The organism is Neobacillus sp. FSL H8-0543, from assembly GCF_038592905.1.
Taxonomy (GTDB): Bacteria; Bacillota; Bacilli; order Bacillales; family Cytobacillaceae; genus Neobacillus.
The window spans coordinates 3,636,440-3,649,872 of sequence record NZ_CP151943.1 but is presented as its reverse complement, the minus strand read 5'-3'; the positions used below and the strand labels follow the sequence as shown (position 1 = coordinate 3,649,872).

The window sequence follows — 13,433 nt, the reverse complement described above, 5'->3', positions numbered from 1 at the left end:
TAACATGAGTGTGATTTTTATTTTAACAGCGTTAATTGTTATCTTTGCGCTAGCATTTGACTTTATTAATGGGTTTCATGATACAGCCAATTCAATTGCAACCGCAGTTTCAACAAAGGCACTTAAACCTCGGCATGCCATTTTATTAGCAGCAGTAATGAATTTTGTTGGGGCAATGACGTTTACAGGTGTGGCAAAATCGATTTCAAAGGATATTGTTGATCCGTTTACACTCCAAAATGGATCTGTTGTAATTCTAGCGGCACTTCTTTCTGCAATCATATGGAACTTACTTACTTGGTATTACGGTATACCTAGTAGTTCTTCACATGCCATTATCGGTTCGATCGCGGGTGCAGCACTCGCAGCTGAGGGCTTTAAAGCTCTTAACTACTCAGGATTTGCAAAAATTATCCAAGCTCTACTATTATCTCCCGTTTTAGCTTTTGTTGTCGGCTTTATCATATACAGTATTTTTAAAGTGGTTTTTAAGAATGCAAATCTAGCGAAGACAAATAAACGGTTTCGATATATGCAAATCGCAACCGCTGCATTACAATCGTATTCACACGGAACCAATGATGCGCAAAAGGCAATGGGAATCATTACAATGGGCCTAATCGCCAATGGTTATCTTGGCGCCAACGCAGATGTTCCATTTTGGGTTCAATTTTCCTGCGCATTAGCAATGGGGCTTGGTACATCCGTAGGCGGCTGGAAAATTATTAAAACCGTTGGCGGTAAAATTATGAAGATTCGTCCTATTAACGGGGTTGCAGCCGATTTAACTGGTGCAGCCGTTATCTTTGGTGCTACATTTATGCATGTGCCTGTAAGTACTACTCATGTTATTTCTTCTGGTATTTTAGGTGTTGGTGCATCTCACCGCCTAAAAGGAGTAAAATGGGATACGGCCCAGCGGATGCTGGTAACCTGGGTAATCACCCTGCCAATTACGGCATTGTTAGCAGCATTCATTTATTTTATATTGAATCTACTCTTTTAAAACCTTTTCATACAGAACTTACCCATAGATTTAGAGGATGAACCTTTGTTCATCCTCTTTTTTATGTAGTATCACTTCTAATTGAAATCCTCGCTCATATTTTTATGTATAGGGACAAGTTTTGGGGTGACGCGTAAATGATTAGAAAAATAGCAGCAGTGTTTGTCGGAAGTTTATTATTGGGCCTTGGGGTTAATGGGTTTTTAGTCCCTTACCACTTATTAGATGGCGGAGTAATCGGGCTAGGACTAATTATTCATTACTTTTATGGCTGGCCAACTGGACTAAGTATGATTATCCTAAGTCTGCCGCTTTATATACTTGCATGGTTTTTTGAGAGGCGTTATTTCTACTATAGTCTGCACGGACTGATTATTTCTTCCTTTTGTATTGACCTCTTTTCCTTTATTAATGGGCAGATTCTAATTGGCATATTACCAAGTACAATTATTGGGGGTGTACTAGTAGGAGTTGGCATTGGGCTTATGCTTCGGTATGAAACAAGCACAGGTGGAACAGATTTACTTGCCCAAATATTAACTAAATTCACCTCAGTAAATATCGGTATCATTATTTTTATGATTGATGGGCTTGTCATTCTGAGCGGACTGCAAGTGGTTGGGCTTGAAAAGTTCTTTTATTCGTTATTAACGATACTCTGTGTTGGTTTAATGACCTCTCTTACGGTAACTGGCCGACTTGAAACACACGAATGACAAACGAATGCATAGAAGCAGACGTTTGTCATTCGTATGAGTTTCTTTAACAATTTCTATTTTTTGATATGGAACCGTGTAATCGTAATTATAGTGATTTAACCTTTGAGGTACAGCTTTCCATAGCCGCTAGAACCGCACCACGAAATTGTTTTTTCTCAAGGGTGGTAACGGCTTCTATTGTTGCTCCACCTGGTGTACATACATTATCCTTAAGTGCACCAGGATGAATCTCCGTTTCCAGAACCATTTTAGCAGCACCAAGTACCGCCTGTGACGCTAGACGATAGGCTTTATCACGTGGAATTCCTTGCTTTACCCCTCCATCGGCTAATGCTTCTATTAAAATATATACATAGGCTGGTGAAGAGCCGCTAATGGCTGGAATTGCGTCCATTAATTTTTCTTCGAGACGTTCCGTTTTTCCGAAACATTGGAATAAACGCTCGACCTCCTTAATTTCTGCTTCATTGATATAATCATTGGGACATATGACAGTCATCCCTTCTCTTACCAGCGAAGGAGTATTAGGCATGGTTCGGATAGCCTTTATTTTATAGGCAAATGCCCGTTCCACATCCTCTAAAGTTATCCCAGCTGCAATCGTTATGACGATCGTTTCTTTCTTCATGTCATTTTTCAATTCTTCAATAACCTTTTCATGGAGGTTAGGTTTTACAGCAAGAATGAGAATATCAGCAAAACGGGAAACTTCTTTATTGTCTGCCGTGGTTGAAATACCATATGTATTGTTAATTTTTTCAATGGTCTTATTTGTCAGAGCACTTGCCATAATATTTTCCTTTGGAATCAGATTTGACTCAAGTATTCCATTTATCATTGCTTCTGCCATTTTCCCAGCACCGATGAATCCTATTGTTTTATTCATCCAATCACACCTTCATTTGAATTCTAACATTTCTTATCTTAATCATAATGTCTATTAAATAACAAGAAAAAGGCGAGGAATAATCCCGCCTTTTTCTTGTTATTGCATAAACTTTGTAATCCAGGTAGCGATTACGCCACCAAAGTAAACTCCAAAAACGCCTACGACTGCTGAAAACACAGGAGGTGCTGGTAAGGGAAGCTTCATAAATTTAAAGAGAATCCCAACAATTAAGCCAGCGATTAAAGCTAACACAATTTCTTTCATCTAATTTTCCCTCATATCTATAATTAATAATTACTTAAAGAAAGTTCACCTTTGCTGATGGAAACACCTGAGCTTGCGCCTATCCGAGTAGCTCCAGCCTCTACCATTGCTAAGGCATCTTCACGGGAACGAACACCACCAGAAGCTTTTACACCAATTTCAGGGCCTACAGTCGCACGCATTAAACGTATATCTTCAACAGTTGCTCCGCCAGTTGAGAAGCCTGTTGATGTTTTAACAAAATCTGCTCCAGCTTTAACTGAAAGCTCACATGCTCTTACCTTTTCTTCATTTGTTAAAAGGCAGGTTTCGATAATAACCTTAGTTAATGCTTTCCCTTTAGCCGCCTCAACAACTGCACGGATATCTCTTTCAACCAAATCATCCTGTTTATCCTTAAGCGCAGCGATGTTTATGACCATATCCACTTCATTTGCACCATTTTCAATCGCATTTTTCGTTTCAAATGCTTTTGTTTCTGGTGTTGCTGCTCCTAATGGAAAGCCAATAACCGTACACACCTTCACTTCTGGAGTACTAGCAAGCATTTCTGCAGCTGTTTTTACCCAAGTCGGGTTAACACAGACAGAAGCAAATTTGTATTCTTTCGCTTCTTCTACTAATTTAACAATTTCTTCTTTTTTTGCATCCGCTTTTAATAATGTATGGTCAATTAAATTTACAACACTTTTAGTCATTTTTGTTATCCTCCCTGTTTCAGTTAAGAAATGATATTTTGATTCACTATTTATTATCATAATGTAACTATATCAAGCGTATGAACAAATGTAAATACTTAAATGAACAAATGTAAAACTATTTTTATTCTGTTTATTCTCTTTTATCTAATAGGAATTGTGCTGTATATTGATCGGTAATTAGAACATTTGCATAATGTGCTTTTATTGCTCCGTATATTCCATCAATTTTATTGGGGCCGCCTGCTACAAGGATTGAATGCTCTTTCTCTCTTAGGTCTTCTAGATTGATTCCAAGAGTTCGATCATTCAAGCTTTCATTACACACATTTCCTTCTTTATCATAGAAACGTGAACAAATATCACCAACTGCTTTCCCATAAAGGGATTCCTTATCACTCTCTGTAAAATATCCCATTTGGAATAACAATGAATCTGTTTTAACGGTCCCCATGGTAAACAATGCGATATTCGCTTTTTTTCCTTGATCGAGAATTTTTCGAATATGACGGTCCGCCTCCATTGCCTGCTTAACGACAACATGATCAACAATTGCAGGTAATGGGAGATTGTGGGGTGCGGTATTATACGCTTTCCCAAAAAGGTATAGGATCTCTGATGAATAAGTATTTGTTTCTGAATAACTTACTCCGCCTTTGAGTTGAACAACCTGTACGTCTCTGACAAATTTCTGTTTTAATTCAACTGCGATATGGTATAGTGTTGTTCCCCAAGTCACTCCAATAATATCATTATCCTTAACAATTTCATCGAGATATCTGGCGGCCTTTACACCGAGGTAATTCTTAATAATATGCTCTTCGTATTGCGGAATCGAGGCTACTAATACCTTTTTTAGGTTGAACTTTTTTTCAAGTTTTGCCTCGAGGTTTTCAACATCCTCCATAGGGTCCATAATTGTAATCTGGACGATCCCATCATTTTTTGCCTGTTGTAACAAGCGAGAAACGGTTGGGCGGGAAACCCCCAAAATCTTAGCAATCTCGTTTTGATTATAATCTAGTAAGTAATATAACTTAGCTGCTTCAATCACCTTACTTAGTTTTTCTTGGTCCACTTTTATCACCTAAGCCTTAGATATTTTCTCTATTGTAGCAAAATTCTTTTACATTTGTAAAATGCGCATTGAACATATTCTCTCTCCCTGTGGTTGTGGTTTGGAATTTATAATAAGAAAAAGGGGAACATTCTTGTAATAATCAAGGTTTTTATTTGCAAAAAGCAATAGACTTGAAAAAGCAATCTGAAACCGTTTATTACCCTTTATAACAAATGCTATAATATGGTAGGAATGCTACAAATAGCTATAAGGAGGCTTCACCATGGAGAAACTCGGGGGATTCATGTACCGGTATCGAAATTGGGTACTAACTTTTTGGGCAGGTGTTATCGTATTCTCAATCCTTTTCGCTATAAAATTACCATCTGTTTTAAGTGGAAACGGTTTTGAATATAAAGGGGAATATAGTGAAACAAGAACGATACTTGAAGATGACTTTGGGCAACCCAGATCATCAATTATCCTTGTGTTTCAAAGGGAAGCAACAGTAAGTGATAACGACTGGTATAAATTTATGGAAGATACCTTCGTTAATCTTGATGAGTCTAATATTACCCAAAATACCACTTCTCCCTTCGATAGAGAAGGAATGGTAAAAGATGAATATGCCTATGGCCTGCTCTCCTTTGACAAAGGAGCAGAAAGTCTTAATAAAGAAATTGAACAACTGAAACAACTATTGAAAAATAAACAAGGACTTACAGTCACAATGACAGGCGAGCCCATTATTGTTCAAGATTTAGATATTGCAAGTCAAAAGGATTTGGCAAAAGCAGAAATGATTGGACTCCCCATTGCCTTACTTGTGCTCATTCTTGCCTTTGGAGGTCTCGTTGCTGCAAGCTTACCAATCATAATTGGAGTTGTATCCATTTTAACCACAATGGGAACCATTTATTTTTTCAGTTACGGTACCGACTTAACTATTTTTATTTTGAACATTGTCCCAATGATTGGACTTGCTTTAAGTATTGATTTTGCTTTATTATTTATAAACCGTTATAAAGAAGAACTACATAATAATAAACCGATTCAGGAAGCAATTGAAATAAGCACAGCAACGGCTGGTCGATCCATTATTTTCTCAGGGCTTTGCGTTTTTATTGGACTATCGGGTTTATGGTTTATCAAAATAGATATTTTTCAAAATGTGGCCCTCGGGGGAATGGTGGTAGTGTTAATTTCTGCACTATGTGCACTTACCTTCCTACCTGCATTGCTTGGAGTACTCGGTAATAGAATAAACAAATTCAGTGTCTTACGGGCAAAGAATAAGCCAACAAATCGTTGGCACGCCTTTGCCAAATTTGTCATGAAGCGTCCAGTACTTATGACAGTCGTTGCTTTGTCGATTTTACTTATTGGTCTTTTACCAGTTAGACAAATGGTTCTGACTATTCCAGGCACTGAATCACTGCCAACTGAGTATCCATCTAGAACGGCTTTTGAACTATTTGAAGAAAATTTTATTCCTAGTGATAAACGGAATGAAAAGAAGGTAACGATTATCTTAGAAGCTAACGGAAATATTCTTGAAAAAGAAAACCTCAAAACGGTAAACAAGGCAGTACAAAAACTGACTAAAGATGAGCTGGTTGAGAGCATTCATTCACCATTTTCAGTCACTGGTATCGATAATGAAGAGCTGCTTTCCCAACTGCTTACATACGGCGAGGAAGAACAAATAGCACCCATCCTGGATTATTTTATACGAGACAATAAAATGCTTATCGAGGTTTATTTAAACACTGCCGAACATTCTTCTGAAGCTAGGGAATGGGTGAATAATTGGTCCACTCAAGACTTAGGTCTAACCACACACTTTGGCGGCTCATTAAAATTTGAGCAAGAAATATTTGATGAAATCTATAACAAGGCACCCTATGGATTATTATTAATCATCATTTCCACCTTCTTTATTCTGATGGTAGCTTTTCGTTCGATTCTTATCCCGCTTAAAGCTATATTAATGAATATTTTAAGCCTTGGCTGTACCTTCGGAATTGTCGTTTGGATATTCCAGCAAGGGCACTTGGGCATCCAGCCTGCTGATATTGCATTGATTTTGCCAGTATTCGTTTTCACTCTTGTTTTTGGCCTTTCCATGGATTATGAGGTCTTTTTAATCTCTAGAATTCAGGAGTTTTATTTAGAAACGGGAGATAATACGGAAGCGACGATATCAGGCTTAACCTATACGAGTAAAATCATTACCTCTGCTGCTGCAATAATGATTGTCGTGACTGGAGCATTTGCCTTTACGGGTGTCATGCCTATTAAGCAGTTGGGTGTCGGAATAGCAATTGCGATTTTTATTGATGCCACCATTGTTCGAATGATTCTTGTTCCATCACTAATGAAACTATTAGGCGACTGGAACTGGTGGTTTTTTGGATATAAAAAGAAAGGTCAGTCAAAGCATAGAAAGAAGCTAGCCTAATGGGCTAACTGGTTCGGTTGACGGGGAGAAAACATTAAATAACAGACTAATTGGGGACATAATTTACATATGAATTATGTCCCTCTTTTTGTTGTTAAATCAATACTTTAATGGATTTAATACACTAATTAGCACATAAATAACCTTACAAATTGGAGACACCGCATAAATTTATGAGGTGTTGTTAAAACCTATGCTAAAACGGTTGCGAATTGGATTTCCAAATGTATGACCAATTTTAGATAGGAGATAGAGCTTAATACGAAGCGAACTTGTTTTGAAGGAAGTTGGAGTTTTACGCTAAAATAAATTTATAGATTGTGAAATGATTTTCTTAAACGGTCAGTTTAGTTGATCAAGATTTATATTCCATTCAAAGGATATTTAATTATAAATCCCGCAAGATAAAACGGGAGTTTCGTGAATAAACTATTTGCAAAAAATTAAATGTGGATTTTTTTATTTCACAGCAGATTATAAAAAAAGAGCCCATAGGCTCCTTGAGACACTGTTTAAATCATTCGCTTAATTAGAATCTGCGTCTTCTTCTTCTCTCGATTTCAAACCGTCTTCTTCTCTCGATTTCGATTTCAATTTCGATAGGGAAAAACCGTCTCCGTCTCCGTCTTCTTCTCTCTATTTCGATTTCAATTTCAATGGGAAAAAAACGTCTTCGTCTAAAGTCGTCACGAAAAAACCGATCCCTTCGACCAAATCCAAAAAATGGCATTTATATCCCTCCTTCCATTTCAGAATTCTCTATATAACAAAGGGCAGTTTAACTTAACCTGCCCTTTGTTCCGTACAATTTAGTAGCCACTCATAAAAGAAGTTCCTACAATGATCAGTAGAATGAACAATACAATGACTAACGTCATACCGTCTCTATGTTCGTGTCTATGTTCGTGTCTATGTTCTTCACTCATTTATAAACAACTCCAGTCCTTGCTTAAATAGGATTTTACTTAGCCCAAATCTACCGTTTGGTTTATTAAACCACGGCAAGAACGATAATCAATAGAATGAACAATACAACGATTAATACAAAGCTGCTGCCGCCATAACCACCGCCGTAGTCACCGCCTTCGTAGCCACCGTCGTATCCACATGATCCCCACATATTCTTTCACCACCTTTTTATTGGAATATTCATTGGAAAAATACTTCTACTATGTATATATATTTTCATAAGACAATGGTTGATTGGACAAACATCTTCTTGTTTGAAAAAAATCAGCGATTTCCTTAAACAATTTCTAAAAATAAAAAAGCGTCTGCAATACATGCAAACGCCTCTTCGGAGGTCTTTCTATGAGCTGGCGGGCTTAATAATAACATATGCACTCAGAATAAATGTGAATGGGACAAGTGCTGATTAAAGTAATTTAAGAATTTTGGCACTACGACTTGTCGAAAATCAACAATAAAATTTATCATAGCCATTGAAACGAATGAATGTTCGTTTGGAGGGCTCGAAATGACGTTAAGCGAATTAATAGCGGAAATTAAAAAGTTAAAACCCGTAGAACAGCATCGGTTAAAAGAATTTTTTATTACTTCCCTTGCTTCATTTTCAGCGAGCGAGCCAGTTTTTCAAGAAATAAATGAGCGTAAAAATAAAGATGGAAATTAAAAAGAAAATAGAAGCGTCGGTTGACGCTTCTATACACTAAAGAAGTAGTGTGTTTTGTTCTGTGATTCTTTTACAAGGTTAGTACCCGCTCATGAAACTTGCACCAACAATAATTAAAAGAATGAATAGAACCACGATTAGTACGAAGTTCATTCTAGATCCACCACCATATCCGCCATCGTATGACATAATGTATCACCACCTCTTTATAGAATCTATATAATATATGGAATGTTGGTAGATCTGAAATGGACAAACATGGAATTTTGAATATATAGATCAATCACTTTTTAGTTGTGATTTTGGTATAACAATTACGGAATTACGTCAGCTTTCGAACCAATAGTGCAATAAATTCGAGGGGCATATTCAAGTAACTGGTAGCGAGAGTTAAACAAAGGGGTGCTGCGGCAGCTCTTTTTCTTATTCCACTAACGATCCCATTTATTTCAATAAGTATTCATAATAAAATTCAACCGACAAGAAGGTGAATATGTTAATATTTAGTGAAATTAAAATTACTTTTATTTAATTAATAAAGAGGCGATATTTTTGAAAAAGGTATTTAATTTTATGATTTCTATGGTTGGTGTTGTTGTAATGCTCGTGAGTAGCAGGTTGGCTGCAAATTATTTCGCAGTTCATACAAACATTGACCCATTGTCAAAAAGTGCTTCCTTACTAACTTTATTGTTTATGCTTTTTTTCATTCTTGGAAGTATTCTAACTGGTGTGTATATGTTTATTTTCCGAAAACAACTTGGTAGTAGGTGAAGATATGGAGTGGATAAAAATCTTGGGTTTAATCCTATCTGTTATTTGTTTTTTGTCAGGGGCTTTACAGTTTTATCGTTTTAAAAAAGAACTTCAACAACTAGATGATAACCAAGTTATTACAGATGAAATAGCGAAAAAGTGGATTAAGCGATTATATTGGGTGACTACTTCGATTATTTTATTAGCAATTTTGAGTATTGTAGCTACAATACTGCCTTATCTTAAGTAACAAAATGTAAAAGATTGTGAAGAATTATACTTAAAGTAAAGGGTGTCTTTAGTTCAATTAGGTTGGTACATATTACGCCAAAAAACGCTCAGAAAAAATCTGAGCGTTTTTACTTGTCATTCATATTCCTAATTTACTGTTAATACATATGTTAATTAGTTTGTTATTTACATTGTTTTTAGCATCTTTCTCCCCATCAACCGAACCCGTTACTAATGGTTATAATGGGTTCCGTTTTGAGTGCTTTTCTTAAAATACGTGCCGAAATGACAGTCGTATTAGAATCGTTATTGGTATATAAAAACCTTATTTATATAAATATATCCTCACATACGGTTCACCGTAATACATAAAAAAGAGGTTCTCCTGGATTTTTAAGATAAAACTCACTCCCTTTTAAGATGTCTTTTCCTTAATCAGGAACCAGCAAAAGTAAAATAAGCGGAAATTTTCCGGTTAGATGCAGAATGGAGCTCGTTTCGGGGTATATAAGGGGAGGTTTTCCGCTTATTCAAAGCAATATCCCCCATTTTAACGTTTTTCGAGTCAATAGGCGGAATCTCTCCGTCTATTTAATCTAAATTCGAAGTTATTTACTAAATAAGCGAAATTTTTCCGTCTATTTATCAGATCGGATGTTTAACCTCATCCCACAACCGATATGAGAGGACCATCTTGATTCTGGATGCAGGAATCAGTAGCTTTTTATCGACCAGCTTATTGATTGGAGCTCTTATCGTTGTTAAGAAAAGAAATAGAAACAAGCCAGCCAAATGTTGGCTGACTTGTTTTGATTGTGATCACTACTGTTTAAATATTTTGAGCGAATTTATCGCTTGGAATTTTACTTAAAACTACATATAAGCTTACTGGTTCACTTCCGCTATTGTTAAAGGCCATTTCTTCCTCTCCTCCAACATGAATCAAATCTGCTTCAGTGACTTGTGTCTCCTCACCATTGATGATGATCGTTCCGGTGCCTGTCACTACATAAAGATAAACCTCTGTACCTGGATGTTTATGGACTGGAAGCTGTTGTCCAGGTAAGAAATTTAAAACAAAGGCTGTTGTTTCGCCCTTCTTAAAGATAATTCTCTTTGTAAATCTTTCTTCACTAAATTCTTGATAATCTTTAACCGAGTTTCTTTCCATCCTTCATTCCTCCTAAAACTATATATACACTGATTATAATTGAAAGTAATTTCCAATTAAGTGAATGTGATCACTTTAGCTATTATGTCAAAGAAATGCCGTAACCTATGCAAATTTGTAATCATTAAAAGCCAGCAGGATTATCTACTGGCTTTTCCAATCTATTATATTGTTAGCACTGGAAGCGAAGCTCCCTTCATCAATGCCTGCTTATTAATTTCTATTAAATGATGCTTATCTTCGGAAAGGACTTTTTTTAATGACTCAATGACAGATTCAGTTGAAACAATTTTTGTCATTTCTAAAAATGCGCCTAGTAAAATCATATTAGCTACACGTGCATTCCCTAGATCATTCGCCATATCTGTTGCAGACACTTCAATCACCTTGATGTCCTTCCGATTGGAAACTCTAGTAACTAATGATGAATTAATAATTAATAGTCCCCCTGGCCGTACTCGAGGCTCAAATTTATCAAACGAAGGATTGTTTAGTACAACAGCGGTTGATGGTGTTGTCACAAGGGGTGAACCCACTGGCTCATCACTGACGACAACGGCACAATTTGCTGTACCTCCCCTTTGTTCCGGACCATAAGAAGGAAGCCAGGAAACACCTTTTCCCTCAAGCATACCTGCATAGGCAATTAACTGACCCAAAGACATGACACCCTGGCCGCCAAATCCTGCAATCAATATTTCTTCAAGCATCAGTTAATTCACTCCCTCTTTGTTTTTAAAAACACCGAGAGGATAAACAGGAATCATATTTTCCTTTATCCACTCAAGTGATTCAAATGGGTCCAGTCCCCAGTTTGTCGGGCAGGTTGATAATATCTCAATCATTGAGAAGCCAAGACCTTTCTTCTGGGTTTCAAACGCCTTTCGAATCGCTTTTTTTGCTTTCTGGATATGCTGTACATCATGGGCTGAAACCCTTTCAATATATGCCGATCCATCGAGTGTCGAGAGCATTTCGCATACCTTCATGGGAGAACCTTGAATACTTACATCCCTGCCAAAAGGGGTCGTTGCAGTTTTTTGACCAATTAACGTTGTCGGTGCCATTTGCCCGCCCGTCATGCCATAGATGGCGTTATTGACAAAAATGACTGTGATTTTTTCACCTCTTGCAGCAGCATGAATTACCTCACTTATTCCAATTGAGGCAAGATCCCCATCACCTTGGTACGTAAAGACAAAACGATCTGGCAGAACCCGTTTCACTCCTGTTGCCACAGCTGGTGCCCGGCCATGAGCAGCCTGTGTCATGTCACAATTAAAATATTCATACGATAAAACAGAACAGCCGACAGATGCTACTCCAATCGTTTCTTCCAGTATGTCCATCTCTTCTAAGACTTCACCAACAAGTCGATGGATGACACCATGTGTACAGCCGGGACAGTAGTGAGTAGGCTTATCGGTTAATCCGCCTGTTTTATTAAATACAGTCTTCATCGTGGTCATATCAAAATCCCCCCGGCAACCATGATAATCTTTTCGTATATCTCCTCCTGGGTAGGGACAACTCCGCCCGTTCTGCCGTAAAAGTCAACAGGGGCATGGCCATTGACAGCCAGTTTAACATCCTCAACCATTTGCCCTGCGCTCATCTCAACTGATATATATCCTTTTACTTTGTCTCTAGACTCAATAAATGGTCTTTCAGGAAATGGCCAAAGAGAAATCGGTCTAATTAATCCAACTTTAATACCATCTTTCCTCGCTTTATTAATTGCATTCATCGTAATCCTGGCTACGGTTCCAAATGCAACCATAATAAAATCCGCATCATCCATTTTATATGTTTCATAGCGAACTTCATTTTCCTTTATTATTGCAAATTTCCTCTGTAAGGAATGGTTACGCTGTTCTAAACTCTCTGCATTAAGTTCTAAAGAAGTTATCGTCTTTGGTGGACCGTCTCCACGCGTGCCTGTTGTTGCCCAACCTTTTTCAGGAAGTTCAGGTACTTTTCGAATGCCAAATTCCACTGGCTCCATCATTTGGCCGAGCATCCCGTCTCCCATGACAATAACGGGTGTGCGATATTTATCCGCGATATTAAAGGCATCCTGGGTTAGTTCTACTATTTCCTGCAAGCTAGCAGGTGCTAACACTGGAATGTTGTAGTCACCATGCCCGCCGCCTTTAGTTACTTGAAAGTAATCAGATTGTGCCGGCTGGATATTACCCAACCCTGGACCCCCGCGGACGATATTAACAATAACCGCAGGCAGCTCTGAACCTACTAAATAGGAGATGCCCTCCTGTTTTAAACTGAATCCTGGGCTTGAAGAAGAGGTCATCACTCTGACACCTGTACTAGCAGCACCATACACCATATTAATTGCGGCAATTTCACTCTCTGCTTGAAGGAATAATCCGCCTACTTCAGGCAGTCTCCTCGCCATATAAGCAACCAGCTCACTTTGCGGCGTGATCGGATAGCCAAAAAAATACTTACAGCCTGCTTGTACGGCGGCTTCCGCTATCACTTCATTGCCCTTCATCAATACTTTACCCATAGTTAAGACTCCCTT

At 37.7% G+C, this 13,433-nt stretch carries 17 protein-coding genes and 1 pseudogene; 6 read left to right on the top strand and 12 right to left on the bottom strand.

Annotated features, from left to right (window positions below; all coding sequences use genetic code 11):
- Positions 1-4 precede the first annotated feature (4 nt).
- Together NSS81_RS18220 and NSS81_RS18215 are read left to right on the top strand one after the other, a co-directional pair.
- Positions 5-1,006 carry an inorganic phosphate transporter gene (locus tag NSS81_RS18220; protein ID WP_342430061.1) on the top strand — a complete coding sequence of 334 codons (1,002 nt, stop codon included), beginning with the start codon at positions 5-7 and terminating at the stop codon, positions 1,004-1,006.
- A 137-nt stretch (positions 1,007-1,143) separates the two neighbouring features.
- Positions 1,144-1,722: a YitT family protein gene (locus tag NSS81_RS18215; RefSeq protein WP_342430060.1), complete on the top strand. Its 579-nt coding sequence runs from the start codon at positions 1,144-1,146 to the stop codon at positions 1,720-1,722.
- An 88-nt stretch (positions 1,723-1,810) separates the two neighbouring features.
- On the opposite strand, the gene proC is transcribed toward NSS81_RS18215, so the two are convergent.
- From proC to NSS81_RS18195, 4 genes are all read right to left on the bottom strand, one after another.
- On the bottom strand, positions 1,811-2,611 hold the full coding sequence (proC, locus tag NSS81_RS18210; RefSeq protein ID WP_342430059.1) for a pyrroline-5-carboxylate reductase: 801 nt from the start codon (positions 2,609-2,611) through the stop codon (positions 1,811-1,813).
- A gap of 99 nt (positions 2,612-2,710) precedes the next feature.
- A complete protein-coding gene (locus NSS81_RS18205) occupies positions 2,711-2,878 on the bottom strand; it encodes a DUF1427 family protein (protein WP_342430058.1) in 168 nt (55 codons plus the stop codon).
- Between the two features lie 23 nt (positions 2,879-2,901).
- Complete coding sequence (gene deoC / locus NSS81_RS18200; RefSeq protein WP_342430057.1) at positions 2,902-3,576, bottom strand: deoxyribose-phosphate aldolase; 675 nt, start codon at positions 3,574-3,576, stop codon at positions 2,902-2,904.
- A 133-nt stretch (positions 3,577-3,709) separates the two neighbouring features.
- A complete protein-coding gene (locus NSS81_RS18195) occupies positions 3,710-4,654 on the bottom strand; it encodes a sugar-binding transcriptional regulator (RefSeq protein ID WP_342430056.1) in 945 nt (314 codons plus the stop codon).
- Between the two features lie 265 nt (positions 4,655-4,919).
- Here NSS81_RS18195 and NSS81_RS18190 point away from each other — a divergent pair, with 265 nt between their 5' ends.
- Positions 4,920-7,097: an MMPL family transporter gene (locus NSS81_RS18190; RefSeq protein ID WP_342430055.1), complete on the top strand. Its 2,178-nt coding sequence runs from the start codon at positions 4,920-4,922 to the stop codon at positions 7,095-7,097.
- A 529-nt stretch (positions 7,098-7,626) separates the two neighbouring features.
- On the opposite strand, the gene NSS81_RS18185 is transcribed toward NSS81_RS18190, so the two are convergent.
- The 3 genes from NSS81_RS18185 to NSS81_RS18175 all read right to left on the bottom strand — a co-directional run bounded on the left by NSS81_RS18185 (position 7,627) and on the right by NSS81_RS18175 (position 8,217).
- The gene (locus NSS81_RS18185) at positions 7,627-7,827 is read right to left on the bottom strand and encodes a hypothetical protein (protein WP_342430054.1); all 201 of its coding nucleotides are present in this window, start codon (positions 7,825-7,827) and stop codon (positions 7,627-7,629) included.
- A gap of 79 nt (positions 7,828-7,906) precedes the next feature.
- Positions 7,907-7,975, bottom strand: coding sequence for a YjcZ family sporulation protein (locus NSS81_RS18180; protein ID WP_342434068.1), 69 nt, complete (start codon positions 7,973-7,975; stop codon positions 7,907-7,909).
- Between the two features lie 113 nt (positions 7,976-8,088).
- The gene (locus NSS81_RS18175; protein ID WP_342430053.1) at positions 8,089-8,217 is read right to left on the bottom strand and encodes a YjcZ family sporulation protein; all 129 of its coding nucleotides are present in this window, start codon (positions 8,215-8,217) and stop codon (positions 8,089-8,091) included.
- A gap of 357 nt (positions 8,218-8,574) precedes the next feature.
- Between NSS81_RS18175 and NSS81_RS18170 the strand changes: the two are divergent.
- Positions 8,575-8,724, top strand: a pseudogene (locus NSS81_RS18170) (IS1595 family transposase); the annotation flags it as partial.
- An 84-nt stretch (positions 8,725-8,808) separates the two neighbouring features.
- On the opposite strand, the gene NSS81_RS18165 reads toward NSS81_RS18170, so the two are convergent.
- Positions 8,809-8,919 carry a YjcZ family sporulation protein gene (locus NSS81_RS18165; RefSeq protein ID WP_342430052.1) on the bottom strand — a complete coding sequence of 37 codons (111 nt, stop codon included), beginning with the start codon at positions 8,917-8,919 and terminating at the stop codon, positions 8,809-8,811.
- A gap of 384 nt (positions 8,920-9,303) precedes the next feature.
- On the opposite strand from NSS81_RS18165, the gene NSS81_RS18160 reads away from it, so the two are divergent.
- A complete protein-coding gene (locus NSS81_RS18160; RefSeq protein WP_342430051.1) occupies positions 9,304-9,504 on the top strand; it encodes a hypothetical protein in 201 nt (66 codons plus the stop codon).
- A gap of 4 nt (positions 9,505-9,508) precedes the next feature.
- Positions 9,509-9,736, top strand: coding sequence for a hypothetical protein (locus tag NSS81_RS18155; protein ID WP_342430050.1), 228 nt, complete (start codon positions 9,509-9,511; stop codon positions 9,734-9,736).
- Positions 9,737-10,546: 810 nt separating this feature from the next.
- Here the strand turns inward: NSS81_RS18155 and NSS81_RS18150 are convergent.
- The 4 genes from NSS81_RS18150 to NSS81_RS18135 form a co-directional block, all read right to left on the bottom strand.
- Positions 10,547-10,888 carry a cupin domain-containing protein gene (locus tag NSS81_RS18150; protein ID WP_342430049.1) on the bottom strand — a complete coding sequence of 114 codons (342 nt, stop codon included), beginning with the start codon at positions 10,886-10,888 and terminating at the stop codon, positions 10,547-10,549.
- Positions 10,889-11,052: 164 nt separating this feature from the next.
- Positions 11,053-11,598 (bottom strand): 2-oxoacid:acceptor oxidoreductase family protein, encoded by a 546-nt coding sequence (locus NSS81_RS18145; RefSeq protein ID WP_342430048.1) that lies wholly within the window; start codon positions 11,596-11,598, stop codon positions 11,053-11,055.
- A 3-nt stretch (positions 11,599-11,601) separates the two neighbouring features.
- The gene (locus tag NSS81_RS18140) at positions 11,602-12,357 is read right to left on the bottom strand and encodes a thiamine pyrophosphate-dependent enzyme (RefSeq protein ID WP_342430047.1); all 756 of its coding nucleotides are present in this window, start codon (positions 12,355-12,357) and stop codon (positions 11,602-11,604) included.
- Positions 12,354-13,418: a 3-methyl-2-oxobutanoate dehydrogenase subunit VorB gene (locus tag NSS81_RS18135; protein ID WP_342430046.1), complete on the bottom strand. Its 1,065-nt coding sequence runs from the start codon at positions 13,416-13,418 to the stop codon at positions 12,354-12,356. Before NSS81_RS18135 ends, NSS81_RS18140 begins: the two co-directional genes overlap by 4 nt.
- Positions 13,419-13,433 lie beyond the last annotated feature (15 nt).

Excerpts from the sequence above, each read along its gene's own strand:
- NSS81_RS18140 (WP_342430047.1), bottom strand. The coding sequence starts at position 12,357 with ATGACCACGATGAAGACTGTATTTAATAAAACAGGCGGATTAACCGAT.
- NSS81_RS18190 (WP_342430055.1), top strand. The coding sequence starts at position 4,920 with ATGGAGAAACTCGGGGGATTCATGTACCGGTATCGAAATTGGGTACTA.
- NSS81_RS18160 (WP_342430051.1), top strand. The coding sequence starts at position 9,304 with ATGATTTCTATGGTTGGTGTTGTTGTAATGCTCGTGAGTAGCAGGTTG.
- NSS81_RS18185 (WP_342430054.1), bottom strand. The coding sequence starts at position 7,827 with ATGCCATTTTTTGGATTTGGTCGAAGGGATCGGTTTTTTCGTGACGAC.
- NSS81_RS18205 (WP_342430058.1), bottom strand. The coding sequence starts at position 2,878 with ATGAAAGAAATTGTGTTAGCTTTAATCGCTGGCTTAATTGTTGGGATT.
- NSS81_RS18175 (WP_342430053.1), bottom strand. The coding sequence starts at position 8,217 with ATGTGGGGATCATGTGGATACGACGGTGGCTACGAAGGCGGTGACTAC.
- NSS81_RS18220 (WP_342430061.1), top strand. The coding sequence starts at position 5 with ATGAGTGTGATTTTTATTTTAACAGCGTTAATTGTTATCTTTGCGCTA.
- NSS81_RS18145 (WP_342430048.1), bottom strand. The coding sequence starts at position 11,598 with ATGCTTGAAGAAATATTGATTGCAGGATTTGGCGGCCAGGGTGTCATG.
- NSS81_RS18155 (WP_342430050.1), top strand. The coding sequence starts at position 9,509 with ATGGAGTGGATAAAAATCTTGGGTTTAATCCTATCTGTTATTTGTTTT.
- NSS81_RS18165 (WP_342430052.1), bottom strand. The coding sequence starts at position 8,919 with ATGTCATACGATGGCGGATATGGTGGTGGATCTAGAATGAACTTCGTA.
- NSS81_RS18150 (WP_342430049.1), bottom strand. The coding sequence starts at position 10,888 with ATGGAAAGAAACTCGGTTAAAGATTATCAAGAATTTAGTGAAGAAAGA.
- NSS81_RS18135 (WP_342430046.1), bottom strand. The coding sequence starts at position 13,418 with ATGGGTAAAGTATTGATGAAGGGCAATGAAGTGATAGCGGAAGCCGCC.
- NSS81_RS18215 (WP_342430060.1), top strand. The coding sequence starts at position 1,144 with ATGATTAGAAAAATAGCAGCAGTGTTTGTCGGAAGTTTATTATTGGGC.
- deoC (WP_342430057.1), bottom strand. The coding sequence starts at position 3,576 with ATGACTAAAAGTGTTGTAAATTTAATTGACCATACATTATTAAAAGCG.
- proC (WP_342430059.1), bottom strand. The coding sequence starts at position 2,611 with ATGAATAAAACAATAGGATTCATCGGTGCTGGGAAAATGGCAGAAGCA.